This is a genomic window from Paracandidimonas lactea (assembly GCF_021653995.1).
GTDB classification, from domain to species: Bacteria; Pseudomonadota; Gammaproteobacteria; order Burkholderiales; family Burkholderiaceae_B; genus Allopusillimonas; species Allopusillimonas lactea.
On record NZ_JAJJOZ010000001.1, the window covers coordinates 813,073 to 839,396 of the forward strand.

The following is a 26,324-nucleotide window of genomic DNA, read 5'->3' on the forward strand; positions in this document are numbered from 1 at the left end:
CACCGGTGTTTTCGTCGAAATTATGAGCCGTCAGCGCGCACTGCTTGCGATCCACGTCGCAGCGGTATTGTTTGGCCTTACCGGCATCCTTGGCAAACTCATCCAGGGCGACCCCATGGCTATCACGGCCGGGCGCGCCGGCTTCGCCGTTGCTGCCCTGTACGCAGTGCTGCGCCTGCAAGGCGGCGCAACCGTCCGGGGCGTCTCTCCGCGCAGCCTGGCCGCACTGTTCGCCGCCAGCGTCATGCTGGCTGTACATTGGGCTACCTTCTTTCACTCGGTAAAAATCGCCGGTGTTGCCGTCGCCACGCTGGGTTTTGCCAGCTTCCCCGCCTTTATCACGCTGTGCGAGTTCCTGGTCTTCAAAGAAAAGGTGTCGCGCGCCGAGTGGCTGATCCTGGCGCTGGTCACCCTGGGCCTCGTGCTGGTGACGCCGTCGTTCGATTTTCGCGACCAGGCCACCACCGGCATGGCCTGGGCCATTCTCTCGGGGTTGACATTCGCGCTGTTCGCCGTCATCAACCGGCGGGCGGTGGCTCGGCTGCCGGCACAGCAGGTAGCGTGCTGGGAAAACATCTTTGTGCTGCTGCTTACCCTGCCCTTTGGCTGGGCTTCGCTGGGCAGCCTGGGTGCGCTCGATTGGGTTTGGCTGGCCATGCTGGGCATCCTTTGCACAGCACTGTCGCATTATCTGATGGTGGCCAGCCTGAAAACCCTCGAGGCGCGCAGCGCCGGCATTGTCATCGCCCTGGAGCCGGTCTACGCCATTGTGTTCGCTGCCTTGTTGTTTGGGCACTATCCCTCGCCGCGCATGGTGCTGGGGGGCGTGTTGATGATAGGCGCGATCGTGTGGTCGGGCCTGCGCCAGCGCGGCGAAAAAAAGAAGCTGGCTAGCCAAAAGGCTAGCTGAAATCCGGCCCGTAGGCCGCCACCGCATCGGCGCAGGGCGCTTAGGGCGGCGCGCCCTTGCATACGCAAACGGCGCACCGGCATCCCAACGTAGTGCTTAACCCTTGGCGATAATCTCGGCCACGGCCTTGCCAACGTCCTGTGTGCTGGCTTTGCCGCCCATATCGGGCGTGCGTGGGCCTTCGGCGAGCACGGTTTCGATCGCCTTGACCACCTGAGCGCTGGCGTCTGGGTAGCCCAGGAAATCCAGCATCAGCGCCCCACTCCAGATCTGCCCGATGGGGTTGGCAATGCCCTTGCCGTAGATATCGGGCGCCGAGCCGTGCACGGGTTCGAACAGCGAGGGAAACTTGCGCTCGGGATTGAGGTTGGCCGAAGGTGCAATGCCAATGGTGCCCGTACAGGCCGGGCCCAGGTCGGACAGAATGTCGCCAAACAGGTTTGAGGCGACCACCACGTCGAACCAGTCTGGATGCTGCACGAAGTGCGCGCAGAGGATGTCGATATGGTATTTGTCCCAGCGCACGTCAGGGTAGCGTTCGCCCATTTCGGCCACCCGCTTGTCCCACCAGGGCATAGAAATGGAAATACCGTTGGACTTGGTGGCGGCCGTCAGATGCTTGCCGCGCTTTTGCGCGAGCTCAAAGGCAAACTTCAGTACGCGCTCGGCGCCGGTGCGGGTAAAGATGCTTTCCTGCACCACCACTTCGCGCTCGGTACCTTCGAAGAGGATACCGCCACTGTTGGAGTATTCGCCCTCGGTGTTCTCGCGCACGATAAAGAAATCGATATCGCCCGGCTTGCGGCCCGTCAGCGGCGAGGTAACGCCCGGCATCAGGCGCACCGGCCGCAAATTGATGTATTGATCGAACTCGCGACGAAACTTGAACAAGGACTCCCACAGGGCGACGTGGTCGGGCACCGTGGCCGGCCACCCGATCGCTCCAAAGAAGATAGCTTCGTGCCCCAGCAGGCGCTCCTTCCAGTCTTCGGGCATCATGCGACCGTGTTTGGCGTAGTAATCACAGCTCCAGTCGAACATATTCCAGTCGAACCCGATACTGTGGCGCGTGGCCACGGCATCCAGCACCCGCAGGCCTTCAGGGACTACTTCCTTGCCAATGCCGTCGCCCGGCATGACTGCTATCTTGTGACGATTCGACACTTCCACCTCTTGCATGTTGTATTGAATGACGAGATTGAACGCTGTACCGCGCACGGGCCCACATGGCGCCGCAGATTAACGGATTAAGTATCTTACTGCGGGAATGCCGCCAATGCCGCCCGCCCCGTGCGCCACCTTAGCGACGCCGGCGCGTGCCACCCACCAGCGAGCCAAGTATGCCGCGCATGAGTTGTGTGGTGGTGCTGCGTATGGCGCTCTTGACAGCCGCCTGCACCACCCCCTCGCGGCGGCCGCCGCGAGGGCCTGTGGAGCCAAACAGAAAATCCGTGACCGCGCCCGCCAGATTATTGTCGTCATTCTGTCGTTGCGCAGCCCCCGCCTCCGCGCGCGCGCCCTTCTCCGGCTCCGACGCCGCGTCCGAACCTGGGACACCGGCCATCGCCCGCGCCGCCAGCACTTCGTAGGCGGATTCGCGATCCACAGGCTTTTCGTATTTGCCCGCCAAGCCGGGCCCCGTGCGCAAGGCCTGCCGCTCCGCATCTGTTGCCGGGCCGATGCGGCTGTTCGGTGCCAGCACCCACACGCGCTCCGTAGGCGTAGGACTGCCCTTCACATCCAGCAGAGACACCAGTGCCTCACCCACGCCCAGTTCAGTAATGGCAGCCTCGATATTCAAACCCTCATTGGGTCGCATGGTTTCAGCCGCGGTGCGCACGGCTTTCCGGTCGCGCGGCGTAAACGCCCGCAAGGCATGCTGGACGCGATTGCCCAGTTGCCCCAGCACCGTATCGGGGATGTCCGCAGGGTTCTGCGTGACGAAATACACCCCGACCCCTTTGGAGCGTACCAGGCGCACAACCTGTTCGATTTTTTCAAGCAGTGCCTTGGGCGCATCGCTGAACAGCAGGTGAGCCTCATCAAAGAAGAACACCAGCCTAGGCTTGTCTGGATCGCCGATCTCGGGCAGGTTTTCGTAGATTTCCGCCAGCAGCCAGAGTAGAAAGACGGCATACAGGCGCGGCGCCTGCATGAGGCGGTCGGCGGCAAGAATATTGACCATGCCTCTGCCAGCGGCGTCGGTGCGCAGAAGATCCATGACATCAAGCATCGGCTCGCCAAAGAAGGCGTCGGCCCCCTGAGATTCGAGCCGCAAGAGGCTGCGCTGGATCGCCCCGATCGATGCCGCCGACACATTGCCGTATTTGGTGCGCAGCTCGGTGCCGCGGTCTGCGACGTCTTGCAACATGGCGCGCAGGTCTTTCAGGTCGAGCAATAACATGCCCTCATCGTCAGCCACCTTGAACACCAGATTCAACACGCCTTCCTGGGTGTCGTTCAGTTCCAGCATCCGGCCCAGCAGCAGAGGCCCCATATCGGACACGGTGGCCCGCACGGGGTGGCCCTGTTCGCCGAAGACGTCCCACAGTGTTACGGGGCAGGCACCCGCCGCTGGCTCGGGGAGACCCAGGCGCTGCAAGCGCTCGGCCAGCTTGGGTGTCATCTGCCCGGGCTGGGATATACCGCTCAGGTCGCCCTTCACGTCGGCCATGAACACTGGCGTGCCCATGCCCGAGAACGCCTCGGCCAGCACCTGCAGCGTAACTGTTTTGCCGGTGCCTGTGGCGCCGGTGATACAGCCATGGCGGTTGGCGCGCTGCGGCAGCAGATAGGTTTTGGCGGTTTGGTTCTGCGCAATGAGGATGGGATCGGCCATGTCCAGTCTTCCACAATAGTAGGGAAGCCCAAGTGTAATTCGGTGCCCTCTCCCGCGCACGCGGTAAAATGGCGCTGAACTTCCCTCAACCCTGAATTTTGCATTTCGAATCTATGGCCGGACACAGTAAATGGGCGAACATCCAGCACCGCAAGGGTCGCCAGGACGCCAAGCGCGGCAAACTCTGGACAAAAATCATTCGTGAGATCACGGTCGCGGCACGCGCCGGCGGCTCCGATCCGGACTCCAATCCGCGGCTGCGCCTGGCCTGGGACAAGGCTACCGCCGCCAACATGCCCAAAGACAACGTCCAACGCGCGATCCAACGGGGCGCGGGCGGGGCGGACGGCGCCAACTACGAAGAAATCCGCTACGAAGGCTATGGGGTTGGCGGTGCGGCGGTCGTGGTCGACTGCATGACGGACAACCGCACGCGCACCGTGGCCGAAGTGCGCCACGCCTTCACCAAGAACGGCGGCAATCTCGGCCAGGAAGGTTCGGTCGCCTTCATGTTCAAGCACTGCGGCCAGTTCGTATTCGCGCCGGGCACCTCCGAAGAACAGGTCATGGAAGTGGCGCTCGAGGCTGGCGCCGACGATGTCCAGGCCGACGACGAGGGTGTGATCGAAGTGCTTTGCGCCCCCACCAGCTATGCAGCCGTCAAAGTCGCCTTCGAGCAAGCGGGCCTCGCACCCGAAATCCAGGGCATTACCATGTTGCCGCAAAACGAAACCGAACTGTCGGGCGACGATGCCGTCGCCATGCAGAAACTGCTCGATATGCTGGAAGGGCTGGACGACGTCCAGGAGGTCTATACCACCGCAGTTTTCGATCAAGCCGAATAAAGGCCCTGTTTGCCGTGCTTCGTCGGGCCGCGTGGCCCGGCGTCCCCCATGTTCCCAACGCGGCCTGGTGCCGCGATATGCCGGATTCCCGGTTTACCGATGATCCGGCTTACCAATTTACCTAGACGCCCACGGGCAATATCAAACCAACTATGAAATTACTCGTCATCGGCGGCGGCGGCCGTGAACATGCCCTGGCTTGGCGCCTCGCGCGCTCGCCACGCGTACAGACTGTCTACGTCGCCCCTGGCAACGGCGGCACCGCAAACGGCGACCGTCTGCAGAACGTCGCGCTGAGCACCAATGAAGAACTGGTCGCCTTCGCACAACAAGAAAAAATCGCCTTCACGGTGGTCGGCCCCGAAGCCCCGCTGGCAGGAGGGGTGGTCGACGCCTTCCGCGCGGCCGGCCTCAAAATCTTCGGCCCCACCCGGGCAGCCGCACAGCTCGAAAGCTCGAAAGACTACGCCAAGGCCTTCATGGTCCGGCACCACATTCCCACCGCTGCCTACCAAACCTTCACCGATCCGGCGCAGGCCCGCGCCTACATCGCCGCACAGGGTGCGCCCATCGTCGTCAAGGCCGATGGCCTGGCGGCCGGCAAGGGCGTGGTGGTTGCCACCACGGTAGACGAAGCGCAACAGGCGGTCGACCAAATGCTGGGCGACGGCTCACTGGGCGCGGCAGGTGCGCGGGTCGTCATCGAAGAATGCCTGCAGGGCGAAGAAGCCTCCTTCATCGTCATGTGCGACGGCCGCAACGTGCTGGCGCTGGCCACCAGCCAGGATCACAAGCGCCTGAAAGACGGCGACCAGGGCCCCAATACCGGCGGCATGGGCGCTTATTCGCCTGCGCCCGTAATCAGCCCCGCCCTGCACAACCGCATCATGCGCGAGGTCATCCAGCCCACCATCGCTGGCATGGCGCGCGACGGCCTGCCTTACACCGGCTTTTTGTATGCCGGGCTGATGATCGGCGACGGCCCCGACACCACCCGTCCGCTCAAGGTGCTGGAATTCAACTGCCGCATGGGCGATCCTGAAACCCAGCCCATCATAATGCGCGTGAAAAGCGACCTCACCAAAGTGTTCGAGTTGGCCGTCGCAGGCAAGCTCGACCAGGCCGAGATCGAATGGGACCGCCGCTGCGCCTTGGGTGTGGTCATGGCCGCTAAAGACTACCCCGCCACGCCGCGCACAGGCGATGTCATTGATCGCCTGGCGCCCGACACCGACGACTGCATGGTGTTCCACGCCGGTACGCGCCTCGAAGACGGCGTGCTCAAGACATCAGGCGGGCGCGTCTTGTGCGTCACCGTACTGGCCGACTCGGTCAAGCGCGCACAGGCGGCCGCCTACGATGCCGTGGCGCAAACCCATTTCGATGGCCAGCAGTTCCGTGGCGACATAGGCTGGCGCGCCGTCTCCGGCGGCCAGGCCTGACGGACGCGGCATGGCAGTTTCCCTCACCGCCGCGCGCGAGTACTTCACCGGCCTGCAGGCCAGTATCGTCGGCACGCTCGAGGCTGCCGGTGGCGACGCCTTTGCGGCCGATCCCTGGCAGCGCCCCGAAGGTGGCGGCGGCCTGGCACGCTACGTCGAAGGCGGCGCATTATTCGAACGCGCCGGCGTACTGTTCAGTCACGTGCAAGGCGCCACCCTGCCGCCTTCGGCCAGCGCCCACCGGCCCGAGCTCGCAGGCCGCACCTGGGAAGCCATGGGTGTTTCCATGGTGCTGCACCCGCGCAACCCCTATGTACCCACCACGCACATGAATGTGCGGCTGTTCCTCGCCCATGCCCCAGCGCCAGATGCGCAAGACGTATTCTGGTTTGGCGGCGGGCTCGACCTCACCCCCTACTACCCGGCTGAAGAAGACGCGCGGCACTTCCACCGTGTATGCCACGATGCGGTCACGCCGTTCGGGGCCGAGGTCTACCCCGCCTACAAAAAATGGTGCGACGAATACTTCTACCTCAAGCACCGCAAGGAAACCCGTGGCGTGGGCGGGCTGTTCTTCGACGATCTGAACGAAGGCGGTTTTGACCGCTGCTTCGCGCTCACGCGAGCGGTGGGCGACAGCTTCCTGGACGCCTACATGCCTATCGTCGAGCGCCGCCGCCACACCGCCTATGGCGAACGCGAACGCGACTTCCAAGCATATCGGCGCGGCCGCTATGTCGAATTCAACCTCGTATACGACCGTGGCACCCTGTTCGGCCTGCAATCTGGCGGTCGCACAGAATCGATTCTGCTTTCCATGCCGCCCACGGCCACGTGGCGCTACGACTGGGTGCCCGAGGCGGGTACGCCCGAAGCTGCATTGGCGCCCTTCCTGCGGCCCCGGAGCTGGCTGTGAAGATCGGCCTGCTGGGCGGCAGCTTCGACCCCGTACATCTGGCGCACATCGCGCTGGCGGACAGCGCGCGCAAAACACTCGGGCTGGACGAAGTACGTCTGATCCCCGCCGCCAACCCATGGCAGCGCGCCCCACTGGCGGCGGACGCGTCGCACCGGCTGGCCATGCTCGAGCTTGCCGTTGCTGGGCACCCTGGGCTGCGCATTGATCCGCAAGAGCTTGCGCGCAACGGCCCAACATATACCGCCGACACTCTTGATGCATTGCCCGAGGGCCACACTTACTACTGGATTCTCGGGGCAGACCAGCTCGCCAATTTCTGTACCTGGCACCGCTGGCAGGATATCGCCCAACGCGTCTACCTGGCCGTAGCCCAGCGCCCGGGCACACCACTTGCCGAACCAGACGCCCTGCGTCGTTTTCTCGACGAAATCGGACGTCCGCTGTTGCGCCTGTCATTCGCCCCGCGAAGCATCTCTTCCACTGAAATCAGGAGGCGGCTCGCCCACGGCGGCGATACCGCCAGCCTGCTCGATGTTGCAGTTGCACAATACATCCGCGAAAATCAACTGTACCGGGCGCCTGACACCTGACGTATCACGTTATAGTCGCTACATGGAACTACAAAAACTTCAGCGCCTGGTCATCGACGCCCTCGAAGACGTCAAGGCCCAGGACATCAAGGTGTTCAACACTTCCCACCTTACAGGCCTGTTTGACCGGGTCATCATTGCCAGTGGCTCGTCCAACCGCCAAACCCGCGCCCTCGCCAACAATGTGGCAGACAAGGCCCGCGAACAGAAGGTGCCTGTTCTGGCCTTCGAAGGCGAAGACACTGGCGAATGGGTGCTGGTCGACCTTGGCGACATTGTCGTGCATTGCATGCAGCCCACGGTGCGCCATTATTACAACCTCGAGGAAATCTGGGGCGGCAAACCTGTACGGGTAAAGCTGTTGCCGCAGTCCACACAACCAGTCATTGCACAATCCTTCGATCCGTTCGATGGCTTCGATGACGAACTCGACGAACAGTAGGCCAACGCGGCGATGAAACTCATCGTCGTCGCTGTGGGCCAGCGGATGCCCGGATGGGTCGAGGCCGGCTGGCAGGACTACGCCCGCCGTCTGCCGGCCGACTGCGCGCTCGAGCTTCGCGAAGTCAAGCCGGAGCCCCGCACCTCGGGCAAGACGCCCGCGCAGATGATGCAGGCCGAAGCCCGCCGTATCGACAGCGCCCTGCCGTCCGGCGCGCTGCGCATGGCGCTGGACGAGCACGGCAAAAGCCTCACCACGATGGCGCTTTCGCGCCAGCTCGAAGACTGGCGCGGGGAAGGACGCGACGTGGCCTTCATCATTGGCGGCCCCGACGGCCTGGATGCCGATTTCAAGCGTCAGTGCCACGGCCTGCTGCGCCTTTCTTCGCTCACCCTGCCCCACCCCATGGTGCGGGTGCTGCTGGCCGAACAGTTGTACCGCGCCTGGGCTATCATGACCGGGCATCCCTACCACCGCGCCTGACCGCATGTACGCCGTGCGCCGGCCGCCTGGTTTCCACCAACCAACGCACATCGCAGCCATGACTATCCGACGCACCAAGATCGTAGCCACACTGGGTCCGGCCACCTCAAGCGCCGACAAGATCGAAAAACTCATTCTGGCCGGCATGGACGTCGCCCGGCTGAACTTCTCCCACGGCAGCGCCGACGATCACCGGGAACGCGCCCGGCTGGTGCGCGAGCTGTCAGCCAAGCATGGTCGCTTCGTCGCAGTCATGGGCGACCTGCAAGGTCCCAAGATTCGTATTGCGCGCTTCACCGAGGGTGCCGTCACCCTGCGCGAGGGCCAGCCTTTCACGCTTTCCAACCAGCACCCGTCCGAAGCGGGCAATGAAACCATCGTCGGCATCGACTACCCCAGCCTGGTGCAAGACTGCCACCCTGGCGATGAACTGCTGCTGGACGATGGACGTGTGGTGTTAACAGTCGACACTGTCGACGAATATGCTGTGCATTGCACCGTGGTAACCGGCGGCCCGCTCTCCAACAACAAGGGGATCAACCGGCGCGGCGGCGGGATTTCCGCACCCAGCCTTACTGACAAGGACAAGGAAGACATCCTGCTCGCAGCCGAGCTCGACATGGATTACGTGGCAGTTTCTTTCCCGCGCTATGGCACCGATATCCAGCAGGCCCGCAAGCTGGTGCAGGAGGCTGGCAGCAATGCCTGGATCATTGCAAAGATCGAACGCGCCGAAGCAGTGAAGGATGACCGCGCGCTGGACGCTATTATCAAGGTCAGCGACGGCGTCATGGTGGCGCGCGGCGATCTGGGCGTTGAAGTCGGCGATGCGCGCCTGGTGGGCATCCAGAAGCGTATCATCCAGCACGCGCGCACCCATAACAAGCTGGTGATCACTGCTACCCAGATGATGGAATCCATGACGCACAGCCCCATGCCCACGCGGGCTGAGGTATCGGATGTCGCAAATGCCGTACTCGATTACACCGACGCGGTGATGCTCTCGGCCGAAAGCGCGTCGGGGCAGTATCCGGTGGAAGCGGTATCGGCAATGGCGCGGGTATGCTTGGGCGCCGAACAAGAGCCCACCACAACGCGGTCCCAGCACCGGCTTGGCGAAACCTTTACACGCTGCGACGAAACCATTGCTCTGTCTGCCATGTATGCGGCCAACCATTTTCCAGGGGTGAAGGCCATCATCAGCCTGACAGAAAGCGGCCACACACCATTGATCATGTCTCGCATCCGCTCGGGTGTGCCCATTTACTGCTACACCCCGCACCCTGACACGCAGCGGCGCGCCGCATTGTTTCGTGGGGTCTACACGGTTCCCTTCGATGCCGCCCACGAAGATCCGGCCGAGCTCAGCGATAAGGCCATCGAAAAGCTGACGGCACGAGGCCTGCTGCGCAAGGGCGACTGGATCATCCTGACCAAGGGCGACTACTACACCAACAGTGGAGGCACGAACGGTATGAAGATACTCAAGGTGCGCGCGTGACCGCGCCGCGCGATCCGCACGGCGCCTCCTCGAGCGGGCATGTTTTTGACTTGCCTGCCATTTACCTGGCATCGGCCAGCCCGCGCCGGCGCGAAATCTTGACCCTGATGCGGGTAGACCACGAGGTGCTGCACGTACCCGCGCCCGAAGGCGAAGACGAGCCTCGCCACGAGGGCGAACCGCCCGACGACTATGTGCGACGCACCGCCCGCGAAAAAGCCGAGCGCGCCGTACGCTGGCTGGCAACGGCTCGCCCCGGCGATACGCGTCCGGTGCTGGCGGCTGATACTACCGTCATTCTGGACGGCGACATCCTGGGCAAGCCAATCGACGAGGCCGATGCGCGGCGTATGCTGGCGCGGCTCTCCGGGCGTACCCACGCTGTCCACACTGCTGTCGTGCTGGCCTACGAAGGCGCGCTGATCGAAGATGTTTCCATGACGGATGTACGTTTTCGCGCCCTGACGCGCGGCGACATTGAGGCTTATTGCGCTACGGGGGAACCCATGGGCAAGGCTGGCGCATACGGCATACAGGGTCCGGCCGGCATGTTTGTGGAATGCCTGCACGGCAGCTACACAGGCGTCATGGGTCTGCCTATGTTCGAAACCGCGCGCTTGCTGCAATCGATCTGCTGAGGGTGGCGCGGTGTTCAGGGCTGCATGCCCTGTTCGATCGCGCGGCAGGCTACACGCAGCTTATGAACGTAATCGTCCAGATTGCTTTCGATCCGGTACAACGGGCCTGCAACCGATATCGCATAATGGCTGCCCGATATCGACAGCGGCCATGCAATCGCCCCGAGGTCGGGAAGGGATTCACCCAGGTTGGCGAACCAACCGCGCGCCAGCGATACCTGAATATCGGCCTCGATCCGCGCCGGCGTATTCAGCGTACGGTCGCTATAACCCTGCAACGGTGCCGCCAGCAGCCGGGCTCGCTCGTCACTTTCCATGGTCGACAACAATGCCTTGCCCAGCGAATTGGCGTGAAGCATTTTCTTGTCGCCCGGTACCGCCACATAACTGATCGGATTGGGCGAGGGCAGTACTTCGAGATACACCACCTCGTTGCCCGGGCTGACCTTACCCAGCACGACGGTCTCCGACGTTGCATCACGCAAGGCTTCCAGCGTGGGCAACAGCTTTTCGAGTATCGGATCGGCACGAGAGATACGCCTTGCCATCGCCTGCAGCCGCCCCGTCGGGTAATACCCCTGACGGCGGCCAATTTCGTACAGATAACCCAGGCTTACCAGTGTGCGCAGCAACGCAAGACAACTGGAAACCGGCGCGTCGAGATGACGGGCCAGTTCGGACAGCGCCAGCGGCCTGGCCTCGCGGGCGAAGATCTCGATAATCTCAATGACACGCAGCGCCGTCTTGACATTGCTCTCACCGCGGTCCGGCGCAGCGGCACGCACTGATGCGCGGGCGGTGGCCTTTCGCGGTGATGGGGTGTTCACAGCCTTCATACGCTCCTCTGCAAACCCGCACAATACGGCGCCCGGCGGCTGCCGCGACACCCCACCGGCGGCATCAATCAATACGATTTGGGCAGCCCCAGCACCTTCTCGGCGATAAAGCACATGATCAGTTGTGGACTGACCGGCGCGATGCGCGGGATGAAGCTCTCGCGCAAATAGCGCTCGACATGATACTCCTTTGCATAGCCCATGCCGCCCAGCGTCAGCACAGCGGTCTGGCAGGCGTTGAAGGCTGCCTCGGCGGCAAGGTACTTGGCCGAATTGGCGAACTCACCGCAGGGCTTTCCCGCATCATAGAGCCATGCAGCCTTGCGCACCATCAGGTCAGCTGCCTCGAGTTGCATCCATGCTTGTGCGAGGGGATGCTGTATGCCCTGGTTCTGGCCGATGGGGCGCCCGAACACCACGCGTTCGCCAGCATAGTCCACCGCCTTGGCCAGCGCCGCGCGCCCCAATCCTACCGCTTCCGAAGCGATCAGGATACGTTCGGGATTCAACCCGTGCAGGATATATTCAAAGCCCCGGCCCTCTTCGCCGATGCGATGTTCCACCGGAATACGCAGGCCGTCGATGAACAACATGTTGGAATCCACCGATTTACGACCCATTTTCTCGATCTCGCGCACTTCGACCTTGCTGCGGTCCAAGTCTGTGTAGAACAGCGACAGGCCCTGCGTAGGCTTTTTTACATCGGCCAGTGGCGTTGTGCGCGCAAGCAACAACATTTTATCCGCCACCTGCGCCGTCGAGATCCATATCTTTCGGCCGTGCACGACATAGCTGTCGCCATCACGCTCCGCACGCGTGGACAGTTTGGTGGTATCCAGTCCGGCGTCGGGTTCGGTCACGGCGAAACAGGCTTTCTGCTCACCATTGATAAGGGGAGGCAAGGCTTGCGCCCGCTGCGCCTCGCTGCCGAACACCACCACGGGGTTGAGGCCAAAGATATTCATATGGACGGCAGACGCACCCGAGAAGCCGGCGCCAGAGCGTGAAATCGTGTGCATCATCAATGCCGCTTCGCTCATGCCCAACCCTGAGCCGCCCACCTCCTCCGGCATGGCGACCCCCAACCAGCCACCGTCAGCCAAGGCGCGGTGGAACTCATGCGGATATTCGCCATCGCGATCGCGCGCAAGCCAGTATTCGTCTGGAAAGCGGCTGCAGATCGCCTCAACCCCCTCGACCAACGCCTGCTGGTCGTCACTCAGAATAAAACTCATGGTTTCCACCACCTATCGGTTTTGTTGAATCTCACTCGCCGATCGCGACCCCAGCCTCGATCAAGGCATCGATGGCCGAGTCCGCCAGCCCCGCCTCTGTCAGCACTTCGCGGGTATGCTCGCCCAAGCGCGGTGCATGACGCCGGATTGCAAGCGGGGTATCGGAGTATGCACCTACCGGTGCGGGTGTACACACGCGGCCCTCCGAGGGATGGTCGAGTGCCTGGATCATGCCCACTTCGCGCAGGTGTGGATCTTCAAGCAGATCATCCACCGTGTATAACGGCGCCACAGGGATATCCGCGCTTTCGAACGCCGAGATCCAGTGCGCGGTGGTATTGCCCGCCACCACTTCGGAGACAAAGCGGTAGGCCTCATCGATATGCGCAGCGCGCGCAGTGTGCGAATTGAAGCGCGGGTCGCTCAGCAGATCAGCACGATCAATAAGTTGGAAAAAGCGAGTCCAATGCTTGTCGTTGTAGATCAGCAGGCTGATATGGCCATCGGCTGTCGCATACGGCCGGCGGTACTGAACGAGCAGGCGCGCATAACCCGTTGGGCCCGCCGCCGGCACGAATGTGCGCCCGCCCATATGGTCGCCCAACACCAACTGCGACATGGCTTCGAACATGGGTACCTCGATGGCTTGACCGCGCCCGGATTCACGCGCCCGCAGCACGCCGGCAAGAATGGCGATAGCCACATGCATGCCCACCGCACGATCGGCAAGCGTGAGGGGTGCATAGCGCGGCACATCACCCGAGTTGCGTTGATACAGCGACGGTATGCCCGTCATGCCCTGAATCAGATCATCATAGGCGGGACGGCCCGCATAGGGACCGGCCGCCCCGAAACCATAAGCACCCACATAGACGATGCGCGGGTTGACGGCGGCAACGTCTTCATAGGACAACCCCAGACGGACCATGGCCTGCGGCCGGGTGTTGTACAGCAACACATCTGCCGCACGAGCCAACGCCAGACACGCTTCGCGCCCTCGCGCTTCCTTGAGATTGAGCGCAATTGAACGCTTGTTGCGGTTCAGGTGCAGGTATATCGCGCCCATACCCCGATTGCGCATAGGACCCACCGCACGCATATTATCGCCAGCGGGCGATTCCAGTTTGATCACATCCGCGCCCAGGTCGCCCAGTATCTGTGTGGCATACGGACCCATGACGACTGAACTCAAATCCAGAATGCGCAGCCCCTGCAGGGGGCCTGCAGTATCGTTCACCCCCACAGGCGCCGCGCGCTGCGTACTTGTCATATCTCAATTCAACCTTTATTGCGGCGTCACACCAGCGTCCTTGATCATCTTGCCCCACAGCACGTACTGATCCTTCACAAATTGCGCGAACGATTCGGGCGTACCACTGAATGCATCGAAACCCAAATCAGCGAGGCGCTTTTTGACTTTGGGGTCGGTCACGATCTTATTGATCGCCGAATTCAACGTCTTGACAATCTCAGGCGGCATGCCGGCCGGGCCGAAATAGCCATTCCAGGAATTAATATCGAAATTCGTGACGCCTGCTTCCTTCATCGACGGCAGTTCCGGCAGCAATTGGCTGCGTTCCGCAGTAGACACCGCAAGCGCCCGCAGGCGGCCGCTGTCAACAAAAGGTTTGCCCGATGTCAAATCAGTGAACATGAAATCCACCTGCCCACCCACCAGATCCGTCAAGGCCTGTGGCGTGCCCTTGTAAGGCACATGCAGAAGGTCAAGGTTGGCAGCCACACCCAGCGTGCCGCCGGCGACAATGCCGGTGCTATTGCCGCTGGCGTAGGTCACTTCGCCTGGATGCTTCTTGGCGTAGTCGATCAGCTCTTGCACTGTTTTATAAGGCCGGCTGGGGTTGACGACCAGCATGAATGGCAGGTTGCCGCCACGTGCGATGGGTGTGAAGTCTTTGACCGGATCATAAGAAACATTCTTCATCAACCATGGTGCGGCCGAATGCGAAGTGTTCGTAGTGACAAACAGCGTATAGCCATCTGGCGCGGCTTTAGCCACGTAGTTTGCCGCAATAGTGGCGTTGGCGCCGGGCTTGTTCTCCACTACCACGGGCTGGCCGAGATGCTTGGTAAGCTCCTCGGCAAAAATACGGCCCGCCGAATCCGTACCCGAACCAGCCGGGAATGGAACAATCAGGTTGATGGGGCGCTCGGGATAAGCCGCCGCAGCCGTACCGGCACACAGCGCCAAGCCCACTGCCATGGCGGCTGCGGCCCACTGGGCCAGCCCGATACGGCCAACGGCCGGCCGGCCGCCTTGTCGCGGGGCGCGCCGGCCTCCTGAAGCTTGTGTCAATTGTTCCATTCCTGTCTCCTTGTGTGTTAATGCGGCGGACTTGATACCGCCGCGCTTGCTGTACTTGCCACGAACAGTACGCGCCCCGTATTCGCCCTATCGGGTGACCCGGGCCGGGTGCTCTTCATATGGCGGGGTGTAGATGACCAACAGGCGCGCGGGCTCATCGCTGGTGACGGTAAACACATGTTTCTTGTCGGGCGGGAAATAACAGCAGTCGCCCGCCTGCATCTGGCCGCGCTCGCCCTCGACCTCGACCTCCGCAGTGCCCGAAAGCAGATAGCACACTTGCTCGATGCCCGGATGCGCATGCGGCAGCGCACCCTGGTTTTTCTCGATAGTCCCTACCAAGACCTCGACATGCCGCGAACCAACCGTTTCGGGGCTGATCAAGCGGCGGTTGACGGTACCAAGATGGTTGGCCGGCGAGTAACCGATAACATCCTGCTCCCGCACGATCCAGGAAGGCTTGCGCATTTTCTGCACTCCAGAATTTCATATGTACGTAATCATTTTCACACACATAAAAATTGGCGGCAATCGGGTAATCCCGAATCTGAAATAGCACCCTCAAAAAAAAGCCGCGACAGCCGGCCAACTGCCAACTGCCGCGGGCAATGCGCCACACAGACATCGTGGACTATTTGCTGCCCCGGACAACACCGCAGGCCATCCGCCCTCCACCGCCGCCCAACGGCTTGGGTGCATCAGCATAGTTATCACCACCTTCGTGAATCATCAGAGAGCGGCCGGCCAACTGCTCCAGCTTGGTCAGACGAGGCGCCAGCACGGGATGCTCTGCCTTACCGTCCGCATCCACATAGAGCGCTGGCAAATCGCCCAGATGCCCCTCACCCCATGGCGCACCATGCTTTCCGCGCTTATCGGGATCCAGGTGCCCGCCCGCAGCCCCCGCATGTGTCGTCTTGCCCTCTTTCTCACTTGGATTGCAACTGGGGTTCTCGTGTACATGAAAGCCATGCAGCCCCGGTTTAAGCCCGGAGAGCGCCGGCGTAAAAACAAGACCGTACGGTGACGGGGTGACTACAACCTGGCCAACTTCCTTGCCCGGCCCTTTATCTGTCGCCATGGCCATGGGCACCGTCACCTCAGCGTGCGCTGCGCCAACCCAGCCGGCGGCGCCCCACACAATGGCGAATGCCAGCCTGGCTCCCTTGTTGTAGATCGAAAGCATGTACCCTCCTATCAGTCACTCAGACCGCCGCGCGGGCATCGGATTGATGCCGCTGGCCAGCACGAGCAACCGCCATGCCTGCACTGGCCACCAACGATCGGACCAGCCTGTTCACCGCGGCCGGTGCCCTGCCCCGATCAACCTCTACATCGCGTCGCAATCCGCGCTCCTGCGACGAGGCGCGCGTGGCGCACCGGGCGTCTTGCGTGCCGCTGCCATGTAGAATGATCGTTCATACGACACGTTTCGATCATCCATTGCTTCAGGGCTCGACTATGCTGCGTCTCATGCTGCTTCGCCACGCCAAATCCGACCGATTGGAAGGCATCGCCGATCACGAGCGCCCGCTTGCATCGCGCGGCGTTAGGCAAGGCGAAGCCATGGGCAAATACATGGCCACCCACGGCCTGACGCCAGATCTCGCCCTCGTCTCTACTGCCCGCCGTGCTCAAGAAACCTGGGCGCTTGTGGCACCGGCCTTCGGCGCCGCTATCCCCCGCATCGATGAACCGCGCATTTACGATGCTTCGACGGCCGATCTACTGCATGTCATTCACGACATCACAGCGGGTGCGCATACTGCCATCCTGGTCGGCCACAACCCCGGGTTCGAGCAGCTGGCCACCACGCTGGCGGGCAGCGGGCAGCCGCACGCCATGTCGCGCCTGTCGCGCGAATACCCCACAGCCGGCTTGGCCGTGCTCGACTTCAAAATCGCCAACTGGCGCGATGTTGCTGCACGCGGGGGCTACCTCGAACGGTTCGAAACGCTCGGCACCATCAGCGGCTGAATACGTCGGCGCGACGTCGGCCCGGCGCCTGAAAGGCAAGGGCTGACGTCGTCACGTCGTTCACAGCATCGGCTTGCCGCAGGGCATGAACTCACCCTCATCGGGAGCGCCCACAAACTCGAACTCCCTGCATAGCAGACGTCCGCGGGAAAATGTCATCATGGGCCAGCCCGTCACCGTCATGCCCTCATAGGGCGTGTAGTCCACATTGTGATGCAGCATGTCGTTGCCCAGTGTGACCTTGCGCTGTGGATCCCACAAAACCAGGTCGGCGTCCGCACCGACCATGATCGACCCTTTACGTGGATACAGCCCATACAGCCGAGCCGGTTGTGTCGAGGTCAACGCAACAAATTGCTGCAAGGTGAGGCGACCGTCCATCACCCCCGAAAACAACAAGGCAAGCCTGGTCTCCAGCCCCGGGATACCGTTGGGGATATGGTGAAACGGCTGCTGCCGGCCACGCAACATCTTGCCGGCCGGATCGTCATAGCTGAACGGGGCGTGATCGGACGAAAAAACCGAGAAGACGTTGCCTGCCAAGGCACGCCAGACCGCCTCCTGATTCTGCGCGTCGCGAGGGGGCGGGCTGCATACACATTTGGCGCCTTCGTAGCCGTCCAGATCCAGACTCTGGGCGGTCAGATATAGATACTGTGGGCAGGTCTCCGCATAAATGCGCAGGCCTCTGTTGCGGGCCCAGCGAATCTGCTCAATCGCCTCCGCGCCGGACACGTGCACAATCAAGATAGGCACATCCACAAGCTCAGAGAATGAGATCGCGCGGTGCGTTGCTTCGCGCTCCACAACCTGCGGGCGCGACACGGCGTGATACTTGGGCGCCGTCTGCCCGGCGGCGATCAGGCCGTCGGTCAACCAAGCGATGCAATCGGCGTTTTCCGCGTGCACCATCACCAAGGCTCCCGCCTGGCGGGCCACGGACATCACTTCCAGTATCTGTCTGTCGTTCAATTTCAGATCGTCATATGTCATGTAAATCTTGAACGACGTATAACCTTGCGCGATCAGGTCCGGCAACTCTTCGTTGAGTACGGCAGGCGTTGGATCCGAAACAATAAGATGAAAAGCGTAATCGAGCGCCGAGCGGCCGGCGGCACGCTGATGATAGTCCTGCACCGCCGCACGCAGTGACCCACCTTTTTTCTGGGCCGCGAACGGGATGATCGTCGTCGTGCCGCCACAGGCGGCGGAGCGCGAGCCACTGGCAAAGTCGTCTGCATTGCGCATGCCAAAATCCATGGGCTGATCAAGATGGCAGTGCGCGTCAACGCCACCCGGTAGCACCAGCATGCCGCCTGCATCCACTACCTCGCGCGCGGTGCCAAGGCTATGTCCCAGGGCCACGATACGTCCATCCCGGACTCCAATATCGCAGCTGAAACGATCAGCGGCAGTCACCACATCAGCATTGGTGACGATTAAATCGAATTTATCGTTCATTGAGACTCTCGCAGTGTGTTGCTCCGGCCAATCAAGGCCGCTAGTGAGGGCTCCAGATTGCGGGCATCCTTGCACGGCGGCGGCGCCAGAGACCCGGCCTGGCGCGGCCGGTAGCCAGCACGCGCCATCGCCTCCGCCATGCGGACAGCACTGCCGACACCGTCAATGAGCGGCACCGGCACCCTGTCCTCGATCTCCCGCGCCAATCCCGCCAGCGGCGCCCCCGCAAGTATGATGGAATCCGCCCCTTCACGTACCCGCTGCAAACACAGCTGCAGCAGCATATCGCGCGCCTCCTCGTGCACGGTGCCGACATCCGCGAATGCCTGGCCCAGGCCGCGGTAGCCGCAAAACCGGTCCGACATACCCAGCGTCTGCACCACCTCCTGGTACCAGTGGCCGATCCGCTCGGATATGCCGACAATCCCGAACCGACCGCCCAGCAAGAACGCATTCGCAAGCGCCGCCTCTGTCAGGCCAATCACCGGCATCGGCATGATCTCCCTGGCTTGGGCAACCCCAGGATCGCCAAACGCCGCCACAATTGCCGCATCGTGACCGGCATGATGGCGAGCCAGCAGCACAAATGTCTCGTAGGCTGCCACCACTGCTTCGGCGGGGGTTTCAATGTACGCCACGCCGGCCTGCGCGGTGCATAGCGTCAGCTGCGTATCCGGCAGCGCGGCCCTGCGGGCCTCCGCCTCAATCAGCGCAGTCACGCTTCCTGAAATATTGGGATTGATCACCAGCAGTTTCATTTCGCCTCCCTTCCTTCAGAAGCCGAGGGTGCGCGGCAACCAAGTCACCAGTGGTGGCCAGGCCACGCACAGTAAAAGCACCGCAAGTTGCCAGACAACAAATGGCAGTGACTCGCGTACGATCGGCCCCATCGGCGTGCGCGTGATACCGGACACGACGAAATACAATACCCCGACGGGAGGCGTCATCATGCCGATAACCAGGTTGAGCACAAAGAGGAAGCCGAACCAGAGCGGATCGATGCCAAAGGCCTGCGCAACCGGTGCAAACAACGGCACGAGCATGATGTAGGCGGCATTCGATTCCATAAACATGCCGACTACGATCAGGATGGCCATGGTCACCAACAGGAACACGGTAGGATCCGCTGTAACCGACTGCGCCCACTCGGCCAGGCGCTGCGGCACCATGTCAATGGCAAACACGAACGTTACCGCCGCCGCGAAGGCAATGAGCGCGCCCACCATCGCAGCGACCACCGCCGCCCGGAACATACAGCCAGGGATATCGGCCAGCGTGAGCTTGCGCGTCACGCCGAAGCCGATCACGGCGGCATAGGCTACAGCAACCGCAGCCCCTTCGGTCGCCGTAAAAAAGCCGCTGACAATGCCCCCGAGAACAATCAATGGCATCAACAGTATCGACCAAGCCCGGTAGAACTCCCGCCAGGCCTGACGCGGGTCGAAGTGCTGCCCCGTCAGGGGATAGCGGCGTTTCCAGGACAGAAAGCTGGCCAGCACGATGAAGCCCAGGCAAAGAATGACGCCTGGTACGATCCCCGCCATAAATAGCCCTCCGACCGATACGGAGGAGCCGGCCATCAATGCATACACAATCATGGCATTCGAGGGAGGAATGATGGGGCCCAGGTTCGCGGCGGACGCGATAATGGCGCAGGAATAGGTATCCGGGTAGTACTTCCTGAGTGAAGGCACCAGCGCACTGCCCAGCGCGCTCGCCCCCGCCACCGCGGCCCCGCTCACCGCGGCGAAAATCGTACCCGCCACGATCGTCACGTTCGCCAAACCGCCATGCACCCGCCCGATCAGGCTGTTGGCAAACGCAACGAGCCTTTCCACCATGCCCGCCTTCACCATCAGCTCGCCCGCCAGCATGAACAGCGGGATTGCCATCAGCGGAAAGCTGTCCACCGCATACAGCATGCGCTGGGCCAGCATGGAGATGGGAAAATCAGCCATATAGAGCGCCCCGAGCGAGGCGAAGCCCAGTGCGAAGGCGAGCGGCATGCTGAGCGCCGCACACAGCACAAACAACATCATCACGACTGCCGTCATAGCCTGCGACCTCCCCAGATGGCTGATCCGCCCCAGGCATGGAGCAGAAGATGAGCCGCCGAATGCAATGCCGATATCAGCACGCTGATGTAGAACACGGCGGACGTGATCGGCAGCGTGGGCATCAATTGCTGCCACTTTTCACCGGTGGCGATCCATGCCGCCACGAAAACCACGCCCATAAGCAGCGCGCCCGCCACCGATGTCAGCCGAAACACGAACTCGCGCCGGCTGGCCGACAGGTAGGCCACGAAAAGATCGATGCCTACATGCACGCCGTACTTCACGCCATGCGGAAGCGCCAGAAACATGGCCCATACGAACAACAACCGGGACAGCTCATCGGCCGAGTCTATCGACGAGCTCAGCACGTGGCGAAAAAACACTTGCAGTACCACGATGGCGCTCATGCCGACCATAGCCGCCACAATCACCACCATAGATACCCGGTCCACGCCCATCAATACGCGCTGAGCGCCACTACCCGGCCACTTCGGCAGGCCGGTGTGATCGGCCTGCGCCGGCGGCCTGCCGTCGTCGTCATCCACGGTCTCAGTCAAGCTCATGACTTCGCCTCAGTGAGCACTGCGTCAATCACCGCTGGATCTATACGTTTCTTCACATCGTCCACCACAGGCTTGACGGCCTCGCGCATGGACTGACGCGCTTCGGCGCTGATTTCCGTGTACTTCATGCCACGCTTGATAAGTTCGTCGCGCCACTTTGCATCCTGGGAGGCTGCTTCCTTGCGCTGCCACTGCATGGCTGCCTGCGCCGCCTTGCGCACCGCGTCCTGCTGTGCCGAATCGAGCTTTGAAAAGGCATCCTTGTTGGCCACGAACACCAGGAAATCGAAAAAGTGGCTCGTATCGGACAGATACTTCTGCACTTCGTTGAACCGGCGTGTGGCGATAATGTTGTAGGGATTCTCCTGCCCGTCGAGCACGCCCTGCTGAAGCGCCGAGTACACCTCACTGATGTCCATTGCCACCGGATTGGCGCCTAACGCCCGAAAAGCGTTCAGATGTACTTCATTAGGCTGCAGCCGAATCTTGAGCCCCTTGAAATCCTCGAGCTTGGCAATCGGGTGGACACTGTTGGTCGTGTGACGGAATCCCAGCTCGCCATAACCCAATGTGGTGAAGCCGGCCGCCTGCAGCTTGCCGTCGAGTATTCCGCCTACCTTGCCATCTACCACGCGGAAGGCTGCCTCACGCGAGTTGAACAGAAACGGCAGGCTGACCGCCTCGAATTCGGGCACAATGCGCGAAAAATACGCCACCGAGGTCACGATACCGAAGACCGTCCCCGAGCGGACTTGGTCGACGTTCTCGGAAGCGCCGCCCAGCATCATGTTAGGGAACAGGTTTACTTTTATATCGCCCTTGGTGGCGGCCTCGACTTCCTTCTTGAACACTTCCATCGCCTTGGAAGCCGAGTGATCCACTGGAAAGTTGCCCGCAACGCGCAAGGTCTGCTTGGCGATTGCTGGTGCACTGAATGCCAGCAAGCCGCCAAGCGCTGCGGCGCAGGCTGCACCCATGAGTATGCTACGTCGTGTCATCTCGAACCATCCTTGCAAAAAGGCCGGTGCCTGGCAGGTGGATATTGCGATGATCCATCGCGTTCGGCGCCGCGTCGTGATTGATTGTGCGCTGCATGGCGACGCCGAATACCGGCGCCCCAGGCGTGACACGCTGTTTGCCGCAAACTTCAAGGAAATAGTAGGGCCCCACAAAAGTTGTGAACATAAGTGTTTACACTATGACAACAGATAATTAACAATATCGTTAATTCGGCACATTGGACCTAGTGTTTACAATATGAATTCATCAACACGCTATCGGCACCCGTTATTTTCAGAGCCCCCATGACAACATCCACTCCGATCTCCAGAAAAAGCAACCAGTCGGGCATGGACAGCGAGCTGATATACCAGCGCATTCAACGCGCAATCATGGAGCGGCGCCTGCTGCCGGGCGCAAAACTGGGCGAAGAGCGCTTGGCCGAAGTCACCGGCGCCAGCCGTATGCGCGTACGCCAGGTGCTTGCCCGACTGGCGCACGAACAGATCGTGACGCTGGTTCCAAATCGCGGCGCATATGTCGCTCGCCCAAGCGTCGAAGAAGCGCGTGAAATGTTCGAGACACGGCGCCTCATAGAGCCCCCGTTGGCCGCCAAGCTGGCGCATCAGGCGACACCCGCCAACGTCCAGCTGCTGCGCGCCCACCTTGCACAAGAGCAGCTGGCGCGCACCATGAATGACCAACGCCGCATTATCCGGCTATCGGGCGAGTTTCACATCCATATGGTCAGCATGGTCGCCAGCAGCATATTGCTGCGCCTGATACGCGAGCTCACCTCGCTTACCTGCCTCATTATTACGCTGTATGACAAGCCCAACACCCCAGCTTGCCAGGAGCACGAGCACGCGACCCTGGTTGACCTGATCGCAGCGGGAGATGCGCAAGGTGCCGAGCGCGAGATGCTCGCGCACCTCACTCATATCGAGCACACGCTCGAGCTTGACGTGGATACCAGCAATGCGCCCGACTTCGACGCCATCTTCCGGGATTCCGACAGCGCACTCGCCACCGACAGCCCGGCCTCCGGCTCATGACATCCCGTGCCGACGCCGGTATGCCACCGCGAATCCGGCAGTGTCAGTCCGCACGCCGGCCACTGACATTGCGCCGACCACTCGTCGTTAGGTAGCATCATGGCCTGCCGTGCGCTAGGCGCACAACGTTTCACTTCACGCACCAGGACACCGCATGCATACCAACCCCCAGGCCTACCTCGTTACCGGCGCTAGCGCGGGCATCGGCGCCGCTATTGCGTGCGCACTGCTGCAGGCCGGCCACCGTGTCGTCAATATCGATTACCGCCTGCCCGACGCCCCGCCCGACGGGTTGGTGTCGTTCCAGGCCGATCTCACCAACGAAGCCCAGACCAAAGCCATTGCCGCGCAAGTCTGCAACGAGTACGCCATCATCGGGCTGGTCAACAATGCGGGTGCCACCCGCCCGGGCACGGCCGACACCGCCACCCTGGCAGACCTGGACTATGTCGTCTCGCTGCACCTGCGCTGCGCCCTCATTCTCATCCAGGCCGCACTACCCGCCATGCGCGAAGCCGGCTTCGGCCGCATCGTCAACATGTCGTCGCGCGCCGCGCTGGGCAAGCCCGATCGCGTCGTCTATTCAGCCACCAAGGCCGGCTTGGTCGGCCTGACCCGCACGCTGGCCATGGAGCTGGGCGGCGACGGCATCACCGTCAATGCAATTGGCCCCGGCCCCATTGCCACAGACTTGTTCCGCAACAGCAATCCCGATGGCGCACCGCAAACACAACGCATCATCAACAGCATTGTCGTCAAGCGCCTTGGAACCCCCGAAGACGTAGCCCGCGCCGCCATGTTCTTTCTGTCGCCCGATAACGGTTTCGTCACGGGGCAAATGCTCTATGTCTGCGGCGGCACCACGTTGGGCGTGGCGCCAGTCTGATCTGATCCACAGGCTGGCAGCGGGCAGGCGATAAAAATCTCAAGCCAATCACCGGACGTCAATACACAACCGCGCAGCATCCGGAACGATGCGGGCCGCGTGCTACGTGCAATCAACCGACCAGGCATATCCATTGCCCAACTGCATAGCCTCGCACCCATACTAACGAAAAACCTTGAGGTCGGATCACGGCTGCGCAACGGCTCATGGGATCTCGATTTCAGCTACTTCAGATCCGATTCCGACTACGGCACACGAATCATGCTGGTGGATGGCGCGTACCAAATGGCTCGCGAGAAAACCCGCCTCGACGGTTTCGAAACAGCGCTGTGCTATCGACTGAATGACGAGCATCGGCGCAAAATTTCGCTAGGCGGCCGTAGTCCCATTGAGTATCGTCATGCGCTGAGCTTGATGTCTGCATAAACCGCCCAAGAAATCTATGGTCAGCCCGATTTTTGCAGGATAGATCGGTGTGGCGTGAAGGTGGCTTGCTTAAATCCATCCGGCGTCGTTATGGGGACCGATATCTCCGCTCCTCAATGAGAGCCGCGCCCGGCAAACTTCAAAAATGTCTCAGCATCATTGCGCTATTTCTTGGATCAGACTCTTTACCAGGCCGTTGAACCATTTACATCATCACATTTTCTACCGTCGCAAAGTCAGGAAGATGGACTACAGGTATTCGGTTCAAGGCCGGTCAGGCTGTTTCAGCAGCCTGACCGGAATCATAGTGCGTTCCTTTGGCGCGGATGCCGTATCCGAGTCAGATCGAAACGATCCCGGTTGCGCAGCAGCACGAGGCCAATAAGCAAAGCAGGCACAACAAGCACAATGAACGACGCGCGATAGCTCTCTGTCATTGACGCAACGGCGCCGAAGGCAGGTGGCCCGATCACTACACCAAAAAACGTCGCGGCCAGCGTACCTCCCGTCGCCAGGCCGATCTGCCCATCTGGCGCCTGCCGCGCTACCTCCGCCAGATACACACCATTCCATCCGATACCGCTGGCACCGAACACAATCAGCACCAAGAGCAACAACCATTGCGGGACATAGGCGTCGAACGTCGCGAGCATCCAGGAGGCAGCCGTCATCATGACCGCCAGCCAAACCAGCATCATTACTGACCCCAGCCAGCGATCAGCGCACCAACCCCATAGCAAACGGCCGCCAACACCGGCCACGAGTGTCACGGAAGTCAGAAACCCCGCCGCAATCAACGTATAGCCGAGACTGTCGTGCAAATAGGTGACAAGATAAGTGCTGAGCGATACCTGCACCGCTGAAAACATCAGCGAACTGATCGCAAGCAGGCGAATCGCCGGCTGCATGAGGATGAGCCGGAAGGATTGCTTCAGACTGGCCAAGCCGGATCTGCCCACGCTCCCGCGGTCATAATCCAACGCTTTGCGGATGATTTGCGCGATGGCCATGCATAAGAGACAGGCTACCGCAATGGTCAGGATCGCTGCCTGCCAACCCCAGGATTCGCTCAATTTGGGTGCGATAAGCCCTGCGACCACACCACCCAAGGGAACGCCCGTCTGCTTGATCGAAAATACAAAACCCATGCGATCGTCTGGGGTCGTGCGTGCCAGCAAATGCGAGCTTGCAGGTGTAATCGGGCCATAGCCCAGCCCCGCGAGAAAGGCGCCGAACAACGCCAAAACCGGCGAGGCAAACAAGGTCAGCATGAGGCCCAAAGCAGAGAACAGCAAACCCGCCTGGCTCACCCGTATGGCACCGTGACGCGCCACCCATCCTCCCGCGCTCAAGCTGCCCACCATGGCGCCCACATACAGTATCGCCACATAGATCCCGACAGACTCACCCGGCACATCAAACACCGGTGCCAAAGCCGGCGCGAGCACCGGGACGGTCAAACTCGCCGCTGAAACCAGCGCCTGAATAGCAAGCGTAATTCCCAACGTCCCGTAAATGCCGGTTTTCATTTCTTATTCCTGCGGGCCAAGCCCATTCTTATTGAGACAAACCCTTGCAGTTTACTGGAGACCGATAGCGGTTACTGAGCGGTCATGCCACACCACACCATGTCATGCTACACCACGCCCCATTGCTGTTTGAAACTTGCCGTGCCTTACCCAGTACCGTGACCTAGTACCGTGAGGTACCGCGCTCAGCGCACACAGGCGGCGGTGGCGTTCTCTTTTCACACCCTGGGTGGTGCGCCGGCGCTTTGCCTGGTTTTGATTCGCACAAACAAAAACCCCCGCCAGGGTTTACTGGCGGGGGTTTTCTTCGGTATAAAAGCCTGACGATGACCTACTTTCACAGACGAGATGTCAACTATCATCGGCGC

Annotated in this window: 27 protein-coding genes; 13 read left to right on the forward strand and 14 right to left on the reverse strand. The window is 61.4% G+C overall.

Features of this window, described 5'->3' with window-relative positions; genetic code table 11:
• Positions 1–22: 22 nt before the first annotated feature.
• Positions 23–910 (forward strand): DMT family transporter, encoded by an 888-nt coding sequence (locus tag LOL23_RS03790; protein ID WP_160981885.1) that lies wholly within the window; start codon positions 23–25, stop codon positions 908–910.
• Between the two features lie 96 nt (positions 911–1,006).
• Here the strand turns inward: LOL23_RS03790 and LOL23_RS03795 are convergent, their stop codons facing one another.
• Together LOL23_RS03795 and LOL23_RS03800 are read right to left on the reverse strand one after the other, a co-directional pair.
• The gene (locus tag LOL23_RS03795; RefSeq protein ID WP_160981956.1) at positions 1,007–2,089 is read right to left on the reverse strand and encodes a tartrate dehydrogenase; all 1,083 of its coding nucleotides are present in this window, start codon (positions 2,087–2,089) and stop codon (positions 1,007–1,009) included.
• A gap of 121 nt (positions 2,090–2,210) precedes the next feature.
• On the reverse strand, positions 2,211–3,749 hold the full coding sequence (locus LOL23_RS03800; RefSeq protein ID WP_237173168.1) for a helicase HerA-like domain-containing protein: 1,539 nt from the start codon (positions 3,747–3,749) through the stop codon (positions 2,211–2,213).
• 113 nt (positions 3,750–3,862) lie between these two features.
• Between LOL23_RS03800 and LOL23_RS03805 the strand changes: the two genes are divergently transcribed.
• The 8 genes from LOL23_RS03805 (at position 3,863) to LOL23_RS03840 (ending at position 10,609) form a co-directional block, all read left to right on the forward strand.
• The gene (locus LOL23_RS03805; protein WP_160981889.1) at positions 3,863–4,594 is read left to right on the forward strand and encodes a YebC/PmpR family DNA-binding transcriptional regulator; all 732 of its coding nucleotides are present in this window, start codon (positions 3,863–3,865) and stop codon (positions 4,592–4,594) included.
• Between the two features lie 152 nt (positions 4,595–4,746).
• The gene (purD, locus tag LOL23_RS03810) at positions 4,747–6,036 is read left to right on the forward strand and encodes a phosphoribosylamine--glycine ligase (protein ID WP_237173169.1); all 1,290 of its coding nucleotides are present in this window, start codon (positions 4,747–4,749) and stop codon (positions 6,034–6,036) included.
• A 10-nt stretch (positions 6,037–6,046) separates the two neighbouring features.
• Positions 6,047–6,952, forward strand: a complete 906-nt coding sequence (gene hemF / locus LOL23_RS03815) for an oxygen-dependent coproporphyrinogen oxidase (protein ID WP_160981893.1) — start codon at positions 6,047–6,049, stop codon at positions 6,950–6,952.
• Positions 6,943–7,545: a nicotinate (nicotinamide) nucleotide adenylyltransferase gene (gene nadD, locus LOL23_RS03820; protein ID WP_160981958.1), complete on the forward strand. Its 603-nt coding sequence runs from the start codon at positions 6,943–6,945 to the stop codon at positions 7,543–7,545. Before hemF ends, nadD begins: the two co-directional genes overlap by 10 nt.
• Positions 7,546–7,567: 22 nt before the next feature.
• Positions 7,568–7,987, forward strand: a complete 420-nt coding sequence (rsfS, locus tag LOL23_RS03825) for a ribosome silencing factor (RefSeq protein WP_160981895.1) — start codon at positions 7,568–7,570, stop codon at positions 7,985–7,987.
• A gap of 12 nt (positions 7,988–7,999) precedes the next feature.
• Positions 8,000–8,470, forward strand: a complete 471-nt coding sequence (gene rlmH / locus LOL23_RS03830; protein ID WP_160981897.1) for a 23S rRNA (pseudouridine(1915)-N(3))-methyltransferase RlmH — start codon at positions 8,000–8,002, stop codon at positions 8,468–8,470.
• Between the two features lie 58 nt (positions 8,471–8,528).
• Positions 8,529–9,971: a pyruvate kinase gene (pyk, locus tag LOL23_RS03835; protein ID WP_160981899.1), complete on the forward strand. Its 1,443-nt coding sequence runs from the start codon at positions 8,529–8,531 to the stop codon at positions 9,969–9,971.
• Positions 9,968–10,609 (forward strand): Maf family protein, encoded by a 642-nt coding sequence (locus LOL23_RS03840; protein ID WP_160981901.1) that lies wholly within the window; start codon positions 9,968–9,970, stop codon positions 10,607–10,609. Before pyk ends, LOL23_RS03840 begins: the two co-directional genes overlap by 4 nt.
• A 14-nt stretch (positions 10,610–10,623) precedes the next feature.
• On the opposite strand, the gene LOL23_RS03845 is transcribed toward LOL23_RS03840, so the two are convergent.
• From LOL23_RS03845 to sodC, 6 genes are all read right to left on the reverse strand, one after another.
• Entirely contained in the window at positions 10,624–11,445 is an 822-nt protein-coding gene (locus tag LOL23_RS03845; protein ID WP_160981903.1) for an IclR family transcriptional regulator, read from the reverse strand.
• A 68-nt stretch (positions 11,446–11,513) separates the two neighbouring features.
• Entirely contained in the window at positions 11,514–12,680 is a 1,167-nt protein-coding gene (locus tag LOL23_RS03850) for an acyl-CoA dehydrogenase family protein (protein ID WP_237173170.1), read from the reverse strand.
• Positions 12,681–12,711: 31 nt separating this feature from the next.
• A complete protein-coding gene (locus LOL23_RS03855) occupies positions 12,712–13,950 on the reverse strand; it encodes a CaiB/BaiF CoA transferase family protein (RefSeq protein WP_237173171.1) in 1,239 nt (412 codons plus the stop codon).
• Positions 13,951–13,965: 15 nt separating this feature from the next.
• On the reverse strand, positions 13,966–14,901 hold the full coding sequence (locus LOL23_RS03860; protein ID WP_160981960.1) for a Bug family tripartite tricarboxylate transporter substrate binding protein: 936 nt from the start codon (positions 14,899–14,901) through the stop codon (positions 13,966–13,968).
• A 189-nt stretch (positions 14,902–15,090) separates the two neighbouring features.
• Complete coding sequence (locus LOL23_RS03865; protein ID WP_160981909.1) at positions 15,091–15,471, reverse strand: cupin domain-containing protein; 381 nt, start codon at positions 15,469–15,471, stop codon at positions 15,091–15,093.
• Between the two features lie 163 nt (positions 15,472–15,634).
• Positions 15,635–16,189 (reverse strand): superoxide dismutase family protein, encoded by a 555-nt coding sequence (gene sodC, locus LOL23_RS03870; protein WP_160981911.1) that lies wholly within the window; start codon positions 16,187–16,189, stop codon positions 15,635–15,637.
• A 74-nt stretch (positions 16,190–16,263) separates the two neighbouring features.
• Here sodC and LOL23_RS03875 point away from each other — a divergent pair, with 74 nt between their 5' ends.
• Positions 16,264–16,980, forward strand: coding sequence for a SixA phosphatase family protein (locus tag LOL23_RS03875; protein WP_237173172.1), 717 nt, complete (start codon positions 16,264–16,266; stop codon positions 16,978–16,980).
• Between the two features lie 60 nt (positions 16,981–17,040).
• Here LOL23_RS03875 and hydA read toward each other — a convergent pair whose 3' ends face one another.
• From hydA to LOL23_RS03900, 5 genes are read right to left on the reverse strand one after another with little or no spacing between them, the layout of a single operon-like run.
• The gene (hydA, locus tag LOL23_RS03880; protein ID WP_160981913.1) at positions 17,041–18,441 is read right to left on the reverse strand and encodes a dihydropyrimidinase; all 1,401 of its coding nucleotides are present in this window, start codon (positions 18,439–18,441) and stop codon (positions 17,041–17,043) included.
• On the reverse strand, positions 18,438–19,199 hold the full coding sequence (locus LOL23_RS03885) for an aspartate/glutamate racemase family protein (protein ID WP_160981915.1): 762 nt from the start codon (positions 19,197–19,199) through the stop codon (positions 18,438–18,440). The genes hydA and LOL23_RS03885 overlap by 4 nt, the downstream gene beginning before the upstream one ends.
• A gap of 15 nt (positions 19,200–19,214) precedes the next feature.
• Positions 19,215–20,495 (reverse strand): TRAP transporter large permease, encoded by a 1,281-nt coding sequence (locus LOL23_RS03890; protein ID WP_160981917.1) that lies wholly within the window; start codon positions 20,493–20,495, stop codon positions 19,215–19,217.
• Positions 20,492–21,061 carry a TRAP transporter small permease gene (locus LOL23_RS03895; protein WP_160981919.1) on the reverse strand — a complete coding sequence of 190 codons (570 nt, stop codon included), beginning with the start codon at positions 21,059–21,061 and terminating at the stop codon, positions 20,492–20,494. The genes LOL23_RS03890 and LOL23_RS03895 overlap by 4 nt, the downstream gene beginning before the upstream one ends.
• Positions 21,058–22,059 carry a TRAP transporter substrate-binding protein gene (locus LOL23_RS03900; RefSeq protein ID WP_160981921.1) on the reverse strand — a complete coding sequence of 334 codons (1,002 nt, stop codon included), beginning with the start codon at positions 22,057–22,059 and terminating at the stop codon, positions 21,058–21,060. The genes LOL23_RS03895 and LOL23_RS03900 overlap by 4 nt, the downstream gene beginning before the upstream one ends.
• 306 nt (positions 22,060–22,365) lie before the next feature.
• On the opposite strand from LOL23_RS03900, the gene LOL23_RS03905 reads away from it, so the two are divergent.
• From LOL23_RS03905 to LOL23_RS03915, 3 genes are all read left to right on the forward strand, one after another.
• Entirely contained in the window at positions 22,366–23,115 is a 750-nt protein-coding gene (locus LOL23_RS03905; RefSeq protein ID WP_160981923.1) for a GntR family transcriptional regulator, read from the forward strand.
• A 154-nt stretch (positions 23,116–23,269) separates the two neighbouring features.
• Positions 23,270–24,001: an SDR family NAD(P)-dependent oxidoreductase gene (locus LOL23_RS03910; protein WP_160981925.1), complete on the forward strand. Its 732-nt coding sequence runs from the start codon at positions 23,270–23,272 to the stop codon at positions 23,999–24,001.
• A 99-nt stretch (positions 24,002–24,100) separates the two neighbouring features.
• Positions 24,101–24,427, forward strand: a complete 327-nt coding sequence (locus tag LOL23_RS03915) for a TonB-dependent receptor (protein ID WP_160981927.1) — start codon at positions 24,101–24,103, stop codon at positions 24,425–24,427.
• A gap of 302 nt (positions 24,428–24,729) precedes the next feature.
• Here LOL23_RS03915 and LOL23_RS03920 read toward each other — a convergent pair whose 3' ends face one another.
• Positions 24,730–25,956 carry an MFS transporter gene (locus LOL23_RS03920; RefSeq protein ID WP_160981929.1) on the reverse strand — a complete coding sequence of 409 codons (1,227 nt, stop codon included), beginning with the start codon at positions 25,954–25,956 and terminating at the stop codon, positions 24,730–24,732.
• Positions 25,957–26,324 lie beyond the last annotated feature (368 nt).